General features: G+C 64.7%; 12 protein-coding genes. 6 read left to right on the top strand and 6 right to left on the bottom strand.

Annotated features, from left to right (window positions below):
- The first annotated feature begins 60 nt into the window (after nucleotides 1–60).
- Nucleotides 61–291, top strand: coding sequence for a hypothetical protein (locus HFRIS_RS07755; protein ID WP_006462738.1), 231 nt, complete (start codon nucleotides 61–63; stop codon nucleotides 289–291).
- A 58-nt stretch (nucleotides 292–349) separates the two neighbouring features.
- Here HFRIS_RS07755 and HFRIS_RS07750 read toward each other — a convergent pair whose 3' ends face one another.
- Nucleotides 350–1,501, bottom strand: coding sequence for an ABC transporter ATP-binding protein (locus HFRIS_RS07750; RefSeq protein WP_006462737.1), 1,152 nt, complete (start codon nucleotides 1,499–1,501; stop codon nucleotides 350–352).
- Nucleotides 1,502–1,610: 109 nt separating this feature from the next.
- Between HFRIS_RS07750 and HFRIS_RS07745 the strand changes: the two genes are divergently transcribed.
- Together HFRIS_RS07745 and gorA are read left to right on the top strand one after the other, a co-directional pair.
- Nucleotides 1,611–3,281: an ABC transporter permease gene (locus tag HFRIS_RS07745; protein ID WP_006462736.1), complete on the top strand. Its 1,671-nt coding sequence runs from the start codon at nucleotides 1,611–1,613 to the stop codon at nucleotides 3,279–3,281.
- A 74-nt stretch (nucleotides 3,282–3,355) separates the two neighbouring features.
- Nucleotides 3,356–4,732, top strand: coding sequence for a glutathione-disulfide reductase (gene gorA / locus HFRIS_RS07740; protein ID WP_006462735.1), 1,377 nt, complete (start codon nucleotides 3,356–3,358; stop codon nucleotides 4,730–4,732).
- 88 nt (nucleotides 4,733–4,820) lie between these two features.
- Here gorA and HFRIS_RS07735 read toward each other — a convergent pair whose 3' ends face one another.
- Entirely contained in the window at nucleotides 4,821–6,164 is a 1,344-nt protein-coding gene (locus tag HFRIS_RS07735; protein WP_244436270.1) for a phospholipase A, read from the bottom strand.
- A 436-nt stretch (nucleotides 6,165–6,600) separates the two neighbouring features.
- On the opposite strand from HFRIS_RS07735, the gene HFRIS_RS07730 reads away from it, so the two are divergent.
- Nucleotides 6,601–8,688, top strand: coding sequence for a putative bifunctional diguanylate cyclase/phosphodiesterase (locus HFRIS_RS07730; protein WP_006462733.1), 2,088 nt, complete (start codon nucleotides 6,601–6,603; stop codon nucleotides 8,686–8,688).
- Between the two features lie 208 nt (nucleotides 8,689–8,896).
- Here HFRIS_RS07730 and HFRIS_RS07725 read toward each other — a convergent pair whose 3' ends face one another.
- The 3 genes from HFRIS_RS07725 to wrbA form a co-directional block, all read right to left on the bottom strand.
- Nucleotides 8,897–10,324, bottom strand: coding sequence for an FAD-binding oxidoreductase (locus HFRIS_RS07725; RefSeq protein WP_006462732.1), 1,428 nt, complete (start codon nucleotides 10,322–10,324; stop codon nucleotides 8,897–8,899).
- Between the two features lie 77 nt (nucleotides 10,325–10,401).
- The gene (locus HFRIS_RS07720) at nucleotides 10,402–10,794 is read right to left on the bottom strand and encodes a DUF2069 domain-containing protein (RefSeq protein WP_006462731.1); all 393 of its coding nucleotides are present in this window, start codon (nucleotides 10,792–10,794) and stop codon (nucleotides 10,402–10,404) included.
- Nucleotides 10,791–11,429, bottom strand: a complete 639-nt coding sequence (gene wrbA / locus HFRIS_RS07715) for an NAD(P)H:quinone oxidoreductase (protein ID WP_039874963.1) — start codon at nucleotides 11,427–11,429, stop codon at nucleotides 10,791–10,793. The genes HFRIS_RS07720 and wrbA overlap by 4 nt, the downstream gene beginning before the upstream one ends.
- Before the next feature lie 280 nt (nucleotides 11,430–11,709).
- Between wrbA and HFRIS_RS07710 the strand changes: the two genes are divergently transcribed.
- Nucleotides 11,710–13,062 carry a YihY family inner membrane protein gene (locus tag HFRIS_RS07710; protein WP_167331819.1) on the top strand — a complete coding sequence of 451 codons (1,353 nt, stop codon included), beginning with the start codon at nucleotides 11,710–11,712 and terminating at the stop codon, nucleotides 13,060–13,062.
- Nucleotides 13,063–13,066: 4 nt separating this feature from the next.
- On the opposite strand, the gene HFRIS_RS07705 is transcribed toward HFRIS_RS07710, so the two are convergent.
- Nucleotides 13,067–13,387 carry an Mpo1-like protein gene (locus HFRIS_RS07705; RefSeq protein ID WP_006462728.1) on the bottom strand — a complete coding sequence of 107 codons (321 nt, stop codon included), beginning with the start codon at nucleotides 13,385–13,387 and terminating at the stop codon, nucleotides 13,067–13,069.
- Nucleotides 13,388–13,663: 276 nt separating this feature from the next.
- Between HFRIS_RS07705 and HFRIS_RS07700 the strand changes: the two genes are divergently transcribed.
- A complete protein-coding gene (locus HFRIS_RS07700; RefSeq protein ID WP_006462727.1) occupies nucleotides 13,664–14,125 on the top strand; it encodes a CBS domain-containing protein in 462 nt (153 codons plus the stop codon).
- Nucleotides 14,126–14,195 lie beyond the last annotated feature (70 nt).

Here is a 14,195-nt window from a genome sequence, read left to right as displayed (position 1 = left end):
ATTCATACAGTGCTTGTGCTAAAGTGAAGCCTCCAATCGACAAGAAGAGGAATCGCTGCCATGACACACTTTGATCTTGCTTCCGACGCTCGCTTCGCTGTTGCATCTTCCAGCCCGTCTTCGCTGGCGATCCGCCTGGGTCGTCGCGAAATCTTCATCTGCCGTGACACCTATGTGCGCCGTTATCGCGTCAATCCGGTGATCGAGTGCAGCGCCGGCATCGAGCCCGGCCATGTGGAAATCCTGCTGCTGCGCCGCTGGCTGGTGGTGCTGTCGAAAGCCCGCTACTGATGCGGCGCGCCCTCGACTGGCTGGTGGTGGATGCGCTGGGCCGGGTGGTCTGCGTGGATCAGCGTGTGACCACTCCAGCACTGGCGGTGCCGGCCTCTGCGGCCGCCGCCAACGACGACTCCATGCTGGGGAAGGTCACCAGATGCGTGACGTCCAGCCTGATGCCTATCCACTCGCCCACCGCGTGATCGTGGTGGGAAGGGACCAGCGACAGCAGTTGCTGCCCGTTCTCCAGCGCCAGCGTGTAGAGAAATTCCGCTCCCCTGAATGATTTGCGAACGACTCTTGCCTTGAAGGGTGAGGCGTCGTCATGCATCACGTCGTCAGCCCGCAGCAGCACGTCCACCTGCGCATTTGCCGGCTGGGGCTGATCGTGCAAGGGCATGCCGCGCAACAGGCCGGCTGCGGTCTGCACTTCGATTTCTCCCTCGCTCCCTTCCCTGCCTGAGGCCGGGGCAGATGTCTGCATCAGTGTTCCCTGCAGCAGCACGCCGTGCCCGATGAAATCGGCCGCGAAGCGGGTGGCCGGGCGGTGATAGAGGGCGTAGGGGCTATCCCACTGTTCCAGGCGGCCTTGCCGCATCACGCCCACCACGTCGGCCACGGCAAAGGCTTCCATCTGGTCGTGCGTGACCATCAGGGCGGTGGTGCCGGTGCGCTTGAGGATGTCGCGCACGTCGTGCGCCAGACGTTCGCGCAATTCCACATCCAGGCTGGAAAACGGTTCGTCCAGCAACAGCAGGCGTGGCTGCGGTGCCAGCGCCCGTGCCAAGGCGATGCGTTGCTGCTGGCCGCCGGAAAGCTGGTGCGGGAACTTGCCACCCGAACCCGACAGACCGACCAGCTCCAGCATGGCCGTCACCACCTGTTCGCGCTGGCCGCGTGCCATGCTGCGCAGGCCGAAGCCGATATTGGCTGCCACATCCAGATGCGGGAACAACGCGAAATCCTGGAACACCATGCCGATGCGCCGCTCCTCGGCCGCTACCCGGATGCCATCGCCTTCCAGCAACGTCCCGGCCAGCCGGATGCGGCCGGCCTGTGCCGGCTCCAGCCCGGCCACGGCGCGCAGCAGGCTGGTCTTGCCGCTGCCGGAGGGACCGATCAGCGCACCCAGCTCGCCGGGCTGCAGGCGCAGCGAGACGTCGTCGACGGCGGCGGAGGGAGTACGGGGATAGCGGATGCTGAGGTGCTCGACTTCCAGAAACATGGAGATGCCCGGTGAAATGGTTACAATTCGCGATTGCCTGAGGGTGTGCAGTGTAGCGCAAGCCCTTGCGTCTTCCACCTGGGTAGTCCATTTTCACCGTTTCCTTGTCATGCATATCATCGGTTTGCTTGCAGTCCTGATCGCCTTGCCGCTGTTGGGCATCCTCGCCGCCTGGTTCGGGCTGGACGCGGCCGGCGTGGACAGCCTGCGCCAGCAGATGCAGACCGTCCTGCCCAGTTACCTGGCCACCTCCGGCTGGCTGGCGCTGATGGTGCCGCTGGGGGTGGTGCTGGTGGGTGGTGCGGCGGCGGTGACGGTGAGCCTGTTCGAATTTCCCGGACGGCGCTGGCTGTCCTGGGCCTTGCTGCTGCCCATGGCAATGCCGGCCTATGTCTCGGCCTATGCCTATACCGATTTCCTGCAGTACGCCGGGCTGGTGCAGAGCACGCTGCGTGGCTGGTTCCCGGGCTGGCGCATGGATGTGCGCGGTCTGCCGGGGGCGATCTGCATGTTTGTCTTCACGCTCTATCCCTATGCCTATCTGCTGGCGCGCAATGCGCTGTCCGAACGCGGCAACCATCTGATGGAGGCGGCCCGCATGCTGGGTACGCCGCTGGCCGAGCGCATCGTGCGCGTGGCGCTACCGCTGGCACGGCCGGCACTGGCGGCCGGCGCCGCGCTGGCGCTGATGGAGACGCTGGCGGACTATGGCGTGTCGGCCTATTTCGGCCTGACCACCTTTACCACCGGCATCTACAAGGCCTGGGTGGTGCTGGACGACCGCATCGCGGCGGCCCAGTATGCCTCGCTGCTGTTGCTGTTCGTGGCGGTGCTGCTATGGCTGGAGCGCCGCGAGCAGGGCCGCATGCGCTTTGCCGCCACCCGTGGTGCGCGCAGCGCCGATGCCGCTGACAGCGCCGAGGGTACCCGCCCGCACCTGACGCGCGGACCGACGGTGCTGGCCTGGCTGGTGTGCGGCTTGCCGGTGGTGGCGGGGTTCCTGCTGCCGGTGGGCATCCTGCTACACCTGTGGTGGGGCGAGGCGGGGCGTGACGTGGGTCATGAAGCCGGCGTCGCCTTCGACCTGGCTCGTTATGCCGGCTGGGTGTGGAACAGTTTCCGCTTCGGGGGCATGGCGGCGCTGGCGGCCATCGTGCTGGCGCTGGCCCTGTGCTTTGCGCTGCGTGCCGGTGGTCTGCCGCGTCTGCAGGGGGCGGTGTTGCGCCTGACGGCGCGGCTGGCCGGCATGGGCTATGCGATTCCCGGATCGGTGATCGCGGTGGGCATCCTGCTGCCGGTGGCCTGGTTGCAGGCGCGGTGGCCGGCGGCTGGTCTGGGTGTGCTGCTCACGGCCAGCTCCCTGGGCGTGATCTATGCGTATCTGGTACGCTTCACGGCGGTTGCGGTGCAGTCGGTGGAGTCCGGCTATACCCGCATCCCGGTCAGTCTCGATGAAGCGGCGCGCACCCTGGGCAGTTCGCGCGCGGCGATCGCCTGGCGTTTGCACCTGCCCTTGCTGTGGCGTTCGCTGGCGGTGGCAGCGCTGATGGTGTTCGTCGATGTGGTCAAGGAATTGCCGGCGACCCTGCTGCTGCGTCCCTTCGATACCGACACCCTGGCGGTGATCGCGCACAACCTGGCGCGTGACGAGCGCCTGGGCGAAGCGGCCTTGCCGGCGCTGTCCATCGTGCTGGTGGGGCTGGCACCGGTGCTGCTGGTGATGCGCGCGCTGGACGGCCGGCGCCGGGCACCCTTGCAAAGCGGCAGTACGCCCGCATAACGGTCAGACCGAACAGACCGACCAGATAGAACACGGACGCCGCCAGGGGGCAGCGTCCATGCAATGGAGAAACCATGAGCCAATACGATTACGACCTCTTCACCATCGGCGGCGGGTCCGGTGGCGTGCGCGCTGCGCGCTTCGCCGGCCAGACCGGCGCCCGCGTGGGCTTGGCGGAGAAGGGCGACCTGGGCGGCACCTGCGTCAACGTGGGCTGCATTCCGAAGAAGCTGATGTCCTACAGTGCGCATTACCACGAGGACTTCGCCGACGCCGCCGGCTATGGCTGGACCCTCAACGGCAAGCCCAGTTTCGACTGGTCGGCCCTGATTGCCAACAAGGATCGCGAGATCGCCCACCTCAACGACATCTACCAGCGTCTGCTGGATGGGGCCAACGTCAAGCTGCATCGCGGCTTTGCCACGGTGGAGGATGCCCATACGGTCAACGTCGATGGCCAGCGCTTCACCGCCCGCCACATCCTGATCGCCACCGGTGGCCATCCGGACAAGCCGCAGATTCCCGGGAGCGAACTTGGGATCACCTCGGATGACTTCTTCCACCTCAAGGGCCTGCCCAAGCGCGCGGTGGTGCTGGGGGGCGGCTATATCGCAGTGGAACTCGCCTCCATCCTCAACGGCCTGGGCAGCGAGGTGACCCTGGTCTATCGCCGCGAGCGCCTGTTGCGCAACATGGATGCCGACCTCGGCGTACACCTGGCCGACGAGATGGCCAAGAAGGGCATCCGCCTGGTGTTCAATGCCAGCATCGATGCCATTGAAGCCGAAGATGCCGCAGGAGCCACGGAGGACAGCGTCAAGCAGGTGCGCCTGACCAATGGCGAGACCCTGCAGGCCGAGTGCGTGCTGTTCGCCACCGGCCGCACGCCCAATACGGGCCGGCTGGGGCTGGAGAAGGTCGGTATCGCGCTGGCGAAGAACGGTGCCATCCCGGTCAACGACAACTTCGAGAGCAGCGTACCCTCCATCCTGGCCGTGGGCGATGTCATCGACCGCGTGGCGCTCACGCCGGTGGCGCTGGCCGAGGCCATGGTGGTGGTGGCGCGCCTGTTCGGAAAGGGCGAGCGCAGCATGTCCTACCGCAACATCCCTACCGCCGTCTTCAGCCACCCCAACATCGGCACCGTCGGCATGAGCGAGGAAGAGGCCAGGAAGGAAGTGGGCGCGGTGAAGATCTTCAAGACCGATTTCAAGCCGCTCAAGAACACGCTTTCGCGCAATACTGAACGAACCTTCATGAAGCTGGTGGTTGATGCCGCCAGTGACCGGGTGCTGGGCGTGCACATGGTGGGCGGCGACGCCGGTGAAGTGATCCAGGGTTTCGCCGTGGCCCTGCAGTGTGGTGCCACCAAGGCGCAGTTCGATACCACCATCGGCATCCATCCGACCTCGGCCGAGGAGTTCGTCACCATGCGCACGCCGGTGGCCTGACGAGCGACGCAGGTCCGCTGCAACAATGAACAACGGGGATGCAGTGCATCCCCGTTGTGCTTTTAGTGGCCAGTGATCGGGCCCGGTCCTATCGCCACAAGGCGTAGCCGATGCGCAATTGCTGGCTGTCCTTCTGGTTGTAGGTCAGCAGGCTTTCGCCGTAGCCGGAGAAATAGCTGGCCATCAGATAGCCGGCGGTACCGGGCAGCAGGCGCGAGAGTGGATAGGAAATCTGCGTCTCGGCGCTGTACTTGCCGCCCAGCCTGCCCTTGCGCAGCATGGTCGCCACTTCCACTCCATCCGGTTTGCCATAGGCCAGCTTCAGGTCCAGGTGGCCGCGGTAGTCGGCGATGTCCGGATTGTCGCGGGTCGGGCCGAGATAGGCGTAGACCTTGGGCGCGACCTTGAAGTGATAGTCGTTGAGGTTGCCGAAGTTGAAGGTCGGTTCGATGAAATAGGTATTGATGCTGCGCGATTCGGTACCGTCGCGGCCATTGGACTCGTGCTCCAGGCCGGTGGCGATGCCGATGCGGCTGAACACGCCGTTCTGGATGCCCAGGTCCGGCAGGTAGTAGTAGAGGCTGGGGCGATAGCTGGTATCGCGGAAGGGCGCGGAAGGCGCCGACAGGTCCCACAGCGAGAACTGGGTGTAGCCCAGGTAGAGATTGTCCAGCAGGCCGCGCGAGCGCGGATCGTCCGGCACGAAGACACGGAACTTGAAGCTGAACTGGAAGCGGGCATTGGTATCGCCGTGGTTATGCCCGACCGTGAAGTACATCGGCTCGTTGAAGGACAGGCGGCGATTATTGGAGAGGATGTCTTCGGCCGCCGGTGCGCTGTCGATGGGCGAGGCATTGGTGCCGGGCGTGAGCACCGTGGCCGAGGGCGCCACCGGGGCCACCTTGCTGCTGGAGTCCGCCAGCGGGGTGTTGATCAGGTCGGGCGACTCCGGCAGCGGCCCCAGGCTGGCATCCGGACGCACCACCGCCACCAGCACCGGCGAGGCGTCGATGCCGATCGGCTCGATGCGCACCATGCCGCGCAGTCGCTCCGGCAGCACGCCGCGATAGCGCACCTTGCGGAACTCGCCTTGCCGCAGCGTGAGGCGGTCCTCGCCATCGACCCGCTGCAGGGTGATCTGCTGGGGCGGGATCATATCGGCCGAGGCCGCCACCAGCAGGGTGGGCGGCAGGCTGTAGCTGCGTTCGGCCTGCTCATCCTCGGACACCAGCAGCGTCAGTTCCAGGGGCTTGCTGGCATCGATGCGCTTGGGTGGCTGCACCATGGAGATGCCTGCCTGGGCCGGGCTGCTCCAGAGCAGCGCTGCGCCGATGCCACACAAAGCCAGGGCAATCAGGCGGGAAGTGCGTTTCCAGCGTGGGGTCAGGCAGTTTTTCCGATGGCGCGGACGGGTTTGGGGTAAGCTCAGCATGATGTCCTTGTTGTCGATTTGTTGTGTTTTGTTTTCATTTTGCATGTTGTCTTGCTGCGCGGGCGGGCCGGGGAGGGCAGCGCCCTCCAGAAAACCGGGAAACAGGGACGCAAAGGCTGGCCGGCAGGCGCACTGCAGTGAGAACAGATCGGTTGCGCCCGATAAAGTTGCCAATCACTTGGAGATCAGCTGCCGATAGCTAGCAGCTTGTTGCTCCCGGGCTGATAAGTGCCTCCGAAAGATATCAGTATGACAACGGGTATTTCCTGATTGTGGGACAATGCTGCGCCTTCTAAGCTGGGTTCCATGGGCATCCTGGGTCACTGATATCGCTTGCTAACTCCTGAGATTGACTGAATTTCCCTGATCTTCCTGGTTGCCTTCCGCGATTTTCGTCCTGTTCCTGTCCTGATACTGATACGCCGTATCGTTCGCCATGCTCATCGCCACCTACGACAAGTTGCTGGTTGTCGTCTCACTGCTGGTTGCCATCCTCGCCTCCTATACGGCGCTGGACATGGCCGAGCGTATCAATACCACCAGCAACCAGCATCCGCGCGTGGCCCGCTTCTGGCTGACCGGCGGCGCCATCGCCATGGGCGTAGGGATCTGGTCCATGCACTTCATCGGCATGCTGGCCTTCCGCCTCCCGATCGCCCTGGGTTATGACGCGTGGATCACGGCGGTATCGCTGTTGATCGCCATCGCCACCTCCGGCTTTGCGCTGTGGATCGTCACCCTTCCGGCCCTGCCACTGCGGCGCCTGTTCGGCAGTGCGCTGCTGATGGGGGCGGGTATCGCCGGCATGCACTATACCGGCATGGCCGCCATGCGCATGCAACCGGGCATCGATTATGACGTGGCGCTGTTCCTGGTGTCGGTATTCATCGCCATCGCGGCCTCGGCTGCTGCGCTATGGATCGCCTTCAGCCTGCGCAAGAATACGCCGCATGTGAAGGCCGCGCGCGCCGGTGCTTCGGTGGTGATGGGCGTGGCCATCGTCGGCATGCATTACACCGGCATGGCGGCGGCCAGTTTCCCCAGCGGCTCGGTCTGCATGTCGGCGCGCGAAGGTGTGGGCATCGGCTGGCTGGCGATCCTGATCATCGTGGTCACGCTGGCGGTGCTGACGATTGCCTTGCTGACCTCGGTGCTGGATGCACGGCTGGAGTCGCGCACCGCCAAGCTGGCCCGCTCGCTGGCCGAGGCCAATGAAGAACTGACACAGATGGTGCTGCACGACCATCTCACCAAGCTGCCCAACCGCACCCTGCTGGAGGACCGCCTGACCCAGGCGATCAACAAGGCGGCTCGCAGCAACGGCCATTTCGCGCTGATGTTCATGGACCTGGACGGCTTCAAGGCCATCAACGATTCGCTGGGTCACCATGTGGGCGACCGCCTGCTGGTGGAGGTGGCGCGCCGTCTCACGGCCACCACCCGCGCCCACGATACGGTGGCGCGCCTGGGCGGGGACGAGTTCGTGATCCTGGTCGACCTGACGCTGCCCGATGACGCCATGCCGGTGGCCGAGAAGCTGGTGGAGGCGGTCAACCAGCCCTTCTGTGTGGGCGAGCACGAGTTGCGGGTCTCGGCCAGCATCGGCATCGCCATCTATCCGGAAGACGGCAATACCCGCCATGACCTGGTCATCAACGCCGATGCCGCGATGTACCACACCAAGCGCGCCGGCCGCAACGGCTACAACTTCTTCGAGCCGTCGATGAATGCCAATGCCCACCATCAGCTGCAGTGGCTGCAAGACCTGCGGGTGGCGCTGGAGCGCAAGCAGTTCCGGCTGGTCTATCAGCCCAAGTTCAGCCTGCCCGATGGCCCGGTGCTGGGCGCCGAGGCGCTGCTGCGCTGGCAGCATCCCGAACGTGGCCTGGTGGGGCCGGATGAATTCATCGGCCTGGCCGAGCGCTCCGGGCTGATCATCCCTATCGGTGCCTGGGTGCTGGACGAGGCCTGTCGCCAGATGCATGAGTGGCTGACCCTGGGCTATGCCGACTGGAAGATCGCGGTGAACCTGTCGGCGGTGCAATTTGCCGATCCGCATCTGGTGGAGGTGGTGCGCGCCGCGCTGGAGCGCCATCAGCTGCCGCCGCAGAGCCTGACGCTGGAAGTCACCGAATCGACCGCCATGCACGATACCGAGGCCAGCCTGCTGACCCTGCAGAAGATTGCCGACCTGGGGGTGGAGATTTCCATCGATGACTTCGGGACCGGCTATTCCAGCCTGTTGTACCTGAAGCGCCTGCCGGCCAATGAATTGAAGATCGATCGCGGCTTCGTGCGTGATCTCAGCGACGGCACCGAGGATGCGGCCATCGTCTCGGCCATCGTGGCCCTGGGACGCACGCTGAACCTGCGCATCGTGGCCGAGGGCGTGGAGACCGAGCGCCAGCAGCAATTCCTCGCCTCGGTGGGCTGCGACGCCCTGCAGGGCTATCTCAGGGGGCGGCCGATGGCGCCCGACCTGTTCCTGCAGACCATGCGCGAGCAGCACAAGAGCGCGGCCTGATCGGCCTGCTCCGTCTGATCCGGGAAATTGGCCGTGGCATTGCTCGCTATTCTTCGGATTGCCCAGCGGTGCCAGATGTAAAGATGACCACATAGGGAAACCTTGCTGCGGCAAGCGTTTCAGGCAGGCTCCTGAGGGGGAGGTTGGGGCGGACGGCTCGTGATAGCGTCCGTCCCTTTTTGTTTGCCGGCCCGTACTGCCCTGGCGGCTATAGCACCTTGCCCGGGTTCATCAGCTGCTGCGGGTCCAGCGCCTGCTTGATGGCACGCATGAGCCGCAGTTCCACCGGCGACTTGTAGCGCAGGATTTCCTCGCGCTTGAGCGCACCCAGTCCGTGCTCGGCCGAGATCGAGCCACCGAAGCGGTCCACGCTGTCATGCACCACCAGGTTGATGGCTGACTGCTGGCCGAGGAATGCGCTGTCGGCCACGCCCACCGGTGGCGAGACGTTGTAGTGCAGGTTGCCATCGCCCAGGTGGCCGAAGGTCACCATGCGGCAGCCGGGCGCGGCCTGCTGCACCAGCACGTCGGTGGTGGCGATGAAGTCGGCGATGCGCGAGATCGGCACCGAGATGTCGTGCTTGATGTTCTTGCCTTCGTGCGCCTGCGCCATGGAGATGCTTTCACGCAATTGCCACAGTGCCCGCGATTGCGCCAGCGAGGCGGCGATCACGGCATCGTTGGCCAGGGCCTGTTCCAGGGCGTCGCCGATGACGCTTTCGAAGAGGGCGCGGGCGTGCTCTTCCGATTCGCTGTCCGACAGTTCCAGCAGGACGTATTGCGCATGCCGCTGGGCAAAGGGCAGGCGCTGCTCGGGGAAGTGCTTGCAGACCAGCTGCAGGCAGAAGTCCGACATCAGCTCGAAGCCGGTCAGTGCCGACGCACAGCGTGACTGCGCCAGTTGCAGCAGCTGCAGGGCCTGGGCCGGGGTGTCCAGCGCCACCAGTGCCGTCACCTGCGCAAGCGGTTGCGGGAAGAGCTTGACCACGGCGGCGGTGATGATGCCCAGCGTGCCTTCGGCACCGATGAAGAGGTCGCGCAGGTCGTAGCCGGTATTGTCCTTGCGCAAGCCCTTCAGGCTGCTCATCACCTCGCCCTCGGCGGTGACCACTTCCAGACCCAGGCACAGTTCGCGGGTATTGCCATAGCGCAGCACACCAGTGCCGCCGGCATTGGTGGAGAGGTTGCCGCCGATGGTGCAACTGCCCTCGGCCGCCAGCGACAACGGGAACAGTCGCCCCACGGCAGCAGCCTGCTCCTGCAGATGCTGCAGCACGCAGCCGGCTTCCACGGTCATCGTATTGTTGATCGGGTCGACGGTGCGGATGCGGCTGAGCCGCCGCAGCGACAGCAGCACCGCATTGCCCTGCTGGTCCGGCACGCTGCCCAGCACCAGGCCGGTGTTGCCGCCCTGCGGTACCAGTGGCACCGCATAGTGCGCACAAAGCTTGACGATGGCGGCCACCTCGCCGGTATCGGCCGGACGCAGCACGGCCAGGGCACGGCCGGTGTAGCGGCCGCGCTGGTCGGTCAGGTAGCCGCCGGTGTCGGCCGGTTCGGTGAGGACATGGGCGGCGCCGATGGCGGCGCGGCAGGCGGCGAGGAATTCAGTGGTGGTGTCGGTCATGGCGGTCATGGCAACAGGTGCGCGCCGCCACCGGGGCGGCGCGTCGTATTGGAGCGGATTGGAGCAACTGATCGCGTTGGCGAAGATCAGCGCGAGGCCTTGTGGATGGCCTGGCGGGCGATTTCCTTGGCGGCCTTCTTGAAGGGGTGCAGGTAGGCCAGCGCGCAGATGAAATAGATCGTGGTCAATGCCACCTCGACCCAGGCCAGCCAGACCGAGGTGTGATTGGCATCGCTGGTGGCGCGTACCAGGCCCTCGGCCAGGTAGACCAGAATCAGCATGGATGACCATTGCAGGGTATAGACGTCGCGCTTGAGGATGCCGCGCAAGGGCAGCAGCAGCGGCACCACCTTGAGCACCATCCACGAGCCGCCCGGGCGCAGCGGCGCCAGCGCCAGTTCCCATGCCACACAGAGCAGGATCAGGACGACCAGGCTGGAACTGGCTCCCAGGTGGAAATAGCGCGCGCTGCTGTTCATGATGGTCTCCGTAGTTTTAATGCGGTCTCTGCCAGCCGTTTGCCCAGCGCGATGGCCAGGGTACGCGAGTCGTCCGACAGTGGCTGGTTGCCGTTGACGCCCGCCCAGTGACTGGCGCCGTAGGGGCTGCCGCCGCTGTGGGTATTCATCAGTTCGGGATGCGCATAGGGCAGGCCCAGTAACAGCATGCCGTGATGCAGCAGGGGAATCATCATGGTCAGCAGCGTCGACTCCTGGCCGCCATGCAGGCTGCCGGTGGAGGTGAACACGCAGGCCGGCTTGCCGGTCAGGGTGCCGGAGAGCCATTGCGGCGAGGTGCCGTCCCAGAAATACTTCATGGCCGCGGCCATGTTGCCAAAGCGCGTGGGCGAGCCCAGGGCCAGGCCGTCGCACTGCGCCAGGTCGGCCGCTTCCACATAGGGCGCGCCAGAGCTGGGGACGTCCGGCTCCACGGCCTCGGTGACGGTGGAGACCGCCGGCACGGTACGCAGGCGGGCATCGCAGCCGGGGACGCTTTCCACGCCCTGGGCGATCAGTTCGGCCAGCTTGCGGGTGGCGCCATGGCGCGAATAGTAGAGCACCAGGATGGTGGCGTTGGGGGGAGCGTTCACGGAAGAGGGGGAGGAGCTGGTCATCATGTAACTTATTATATTTCCGTTTTTTTCCTCCCAGCGTGAGGGAAAAAGAGAGAAATCTCCTCGACTGCTGCCTTTTGCTGCGCATCATTGAGGTCATAACTGCAACTTTAGGATTCAGCTTTGATTTTTGCGGGATTTTGCCGGCGGCTTGGGCGATAATCGCCAAACTTGTCATCCTGCCGCCTGGCGGCGGGAAAGAACCCGGGTGTGGCGCTGTTGCTTGCCGTCACCCCATGAAGTCGAACCGATGCCCTCTTTGCGTTTTCCCTTTTCCCGTATGCGTGGTCTGTCCCGAGAACAGTTGAGCGATCTGTTGCGCTTCGCCGGCCGGCGACTGCGCGAGGATCGCCTGCCCCAGGTGGCCGGCAGCCTGACCTTCACTACGATCCTCTCGCTGGTGCCGGTGCTGACCATCGCGCTGGCGCTGTTTACGGCCTTCCCGCTGTTCTCGACCTTCCGCGCTTCGCTGGAAGCCTATTTCGTCGAAAACCTCATGCCCAAGGGGGTGGCCAATACCATCCTGGGTTACCTGAACCAGTTCGCGGCCAAGTCGGCACGCATCTCGGCGGTGGGCGGGGTGGTGCTGATCCTGACCTCGGTGCTGACCATGTCCACCATCGAGAGCGTGTTCAACCAGATCTGGCGGGTCAAGAAGTCGCGTCCGCTGGTGCAGCGGGTGCTGGTGTACTGGGCCATCATCACCTTGGGTCCGCTCTTGATCGGGGTGTCCATCAGCGTGACCTCCTACCTCTCCAGCGCCACCGGTGGTGCGGTCAAGAGCCTGCCGTGGCTGGGCGCGGGCTTCTATACGCTGGTCTCGCTGATGTTTTCGACGCTGGCCTATACGCTGCTCTACAGCACCGTACCCAACCAGACCGTGGACTGGCGCGACGCCCTGGCTGGCGGCCTGCTGGCCGGTGTCGGCCTGGAAATCGCCAAGCGCCTCTTCGCGGTCTACATCATGCAGTTCCCGACCTATACCATGGTCTATGGCACGGTGGCGGTGCTGCCGATCTTCCTGGTGTGGATCTACATGATGTGGATGATCACCCTGTTTGGCGCCCTGCTGACGGCGGCGCTGCCGGTGGTGCGCTACGAGCGCTGGTGGCATGTGGCCTCGCCGGGGGCGGAGTTCATCGATGCGGTGAAGGTCCTGAAATTCCTGCATGCGGCCCGCGTGGGGGTGGAGTCGGCGGTGGTGAGCATGGATGAGGTGCGTCGCGCCACGCGACTGGGGCTGGGCGAATTGCAACAGTTGCTGAGCCGGATGAGTGAAGAAGGCTGGGTGGCCTCGGTCAAGCCGGAGACCAGCCGCCGCACCGGCTGGAACCGCCGCATCACCGATGACATGGACCGCTGGACACTGGTGGCCAACCCCAGCACGATCCGGCTGGCCCAGGTGTATCGGCTGTTCGTGTTCGATCCCGCCGTGCTGGCGCAGGCGGGCGACGAGGAGGCGCTGGTGAGGCGGGTGGAAGATGCCATCGACGGCGTGCTCGGCCAGTCGCTGGATGACTACTGCAGCCCCGCAGGCCTTGCCAGCGTCGACGCGCAGGCGCAAAGCACCGTGGCTGCCATGCCCTATGCCGCCGTGCCGCTGGATGAGCGGCGCCGCATGTGGGAGCGCTGAGCACTCAGAACGAGACCTGCCCGGTCAGCATCTGCCAGTACATGACCCAGTCGCCCATGAAGGAATACAGGGGATGGCGGAAGGTGGCCGGCTGGTTCTTCTCCACCATGAAATGCCCGACCCAGGCAAAGCCGTAACCACAGAACAGGGCCACCGCCAGCCACCACCACTGATGGGTGATGAGCAGCAGCAACAGGCTCAGCAGTGCCAGCGTCGACCCCAGGAAGTGCAGCTGCCGGTTGACCCGGTGCGCATGTTCGCTCAGGTAGGTCGGATAGAACTCGCTGAAGCTGGCGTAGTGTCGGTCGGGCAGGGTGGCGGCCATGGGCTTCTCCAGGTGGTCCTGACGATTCCAGCTTAGTCAGCGCAGCGCGCATATGCAAACCTTGTGCTGAAGCAAGCTTCGCATGATTGCTGGAAATACTGCATGGCAGCGCGATTGCCGGTTGCCCAAAGGGCGCGCTTGACCGTACCATGTGCATGCATCGCGCCCCCGCCAGCGGCGGCATCCAGGATCAGTTATCCTGTTGCCCCCATGAATTGGATTTTCCGGGCGTCATCGCCTACAGTCAAAACAGCTTCATACAACTAGGACGACATCATGAAAGTCTCTGAAATCCTCAAGGTCAAAGGCAACATTCTCTTCACCGTCACGCCGGACACCCCGATTCAGGAGGCGGTCGCCGCGATGGCAGAGAAAGACATCGGCTCGCTGGTGGTCATGGAATATGGCGACCTGGTCGGCATGCTGACCTTCCGCGAAGTGCTGCTGACGCTGCACAAGAACGGCGGCGCCCTGGGTGGCTCGACCGTGCGCAAGCACATGAACGACGCCCCCATCACCGTCACCCCCGATACCGATCTGAACGAAGTGCGCCGCATCATGCTGGAAAAGCACGCACGCTACGTGCCCGTGATGGAAGCGCGCACCGTGCTGGGCGTGATGTCCTTCTACGACGTGGCCAAGGCCGTGCTGGATGCGCAAGGCTTCGAGAACAAGATGCTTAAGGCCTACATCCGCGACTGGCCGGCCGAGGAAGAAGAGCGCGAAGGCAACGCCTGAGCGTCGCTGTCGCGGTTGCCGTTTCCTGCGCTGACGCCGCCTGCCACCGCAGGCGGCCTGGTCCTGACCG

The sequence above is a fragment of the Herbaspirillum frisingense GSF30 genome (genome assembly GCF_000300975.2).
Classification (GTDB): Bacteria; Pseudomonadota; Gammaproteobacteria; order Burkholderiales; family Burkholderiaceae_D; genus Herbaspirillum; species Herbaspirillum frisingense.
The sequence above is the reverse complement of the archived record's forward strand: the minus strand, read 5'-3'. Positions and strand labels throughout refer to the sequence as shown.

Coding starts and splice junctions, on each gene's coding strand:
- HFRIS_RS07755 (WP_006462738.1), top strand. CDS start 61: ATGACACACTTTGATCTTGCTTCCGACGCTCGCTTCGCTGTTGCATCT.
- HFRIS_RS07750 (WP_006462737.1), bottom strand. CDS start 1,501: ATGTTTCTGGAAGTCGAGCACCTCAGCATCCGCTATCCCCGTACTCCC.
- HFRIS_RS07745 (WP_006462736.1), top strand. CDS start 1,611: ATGCATATCATCGGTTTGCTTGCAGTCCTGATCGCCTTGCCGCTGTTG.
- gorA (WP_006462735.1), top strand. CDS start 3,356: ATGAGCCAATACGATTACGACCTCTTCACCATCGGCGGCGGGTCCGGT.
- HFRIS_RS07735 (WP_244436270.1), bottom strand. CDS start 6,164: ATGCTGAGCTTACCCCAAACCCGTCCGCGCCATCGGAAAAACTGCCTG.
- HFRIS_RS07730 (WP_006462733.1), top strand. CDS start 6,601: ATGCTCATCGCCACCTACGACAAGTTGCTGGTTGTCGTCTCACTGCTG.
- HFRIS_RS07725 (WP_006462732.1), bottom strand. CDS start 10,324: ATGACCGCCATGACCGACACCACCACTGAATTCCTCGCCGCCTGCCGC.
- HFRIS_RS07720 (WP_006462731.1), bottom strand. CDS start 10,794: ATGAACAGCAGCGCGCGCTATTTCCACCTGGGAGCCAGTTCCAGCCTG.
- wrbA (WP_039874963.1), bottom strand. CDS start 11,429: ATGACCAGCTCCTCCCCCTCTTCCGTGAACGCTCCCCCCAACGCCACC.
- HFRIS_RS07710 (WP_167331819.1), top strand. CDS start 11,710: ATGCGTGGTCTGTCCCGAGAACAGTTGAGCGATCTGTTGCGCTTCGCC.
- HFRIS_RS07705 (WP_006462728.1), bottom strand. CDS start 13,387: ATGGCCGCCACCCTGCCCGACCGACACTACGCCAGCTTCAGCGAGTTC.
- HFRIS_RS07700 (WP_006462727.1), top strand. CDS start 13,664: ATGAAAGTCTCTGAAATCCTCAAGGTCAAAGGCAACATTCTCTTCACC.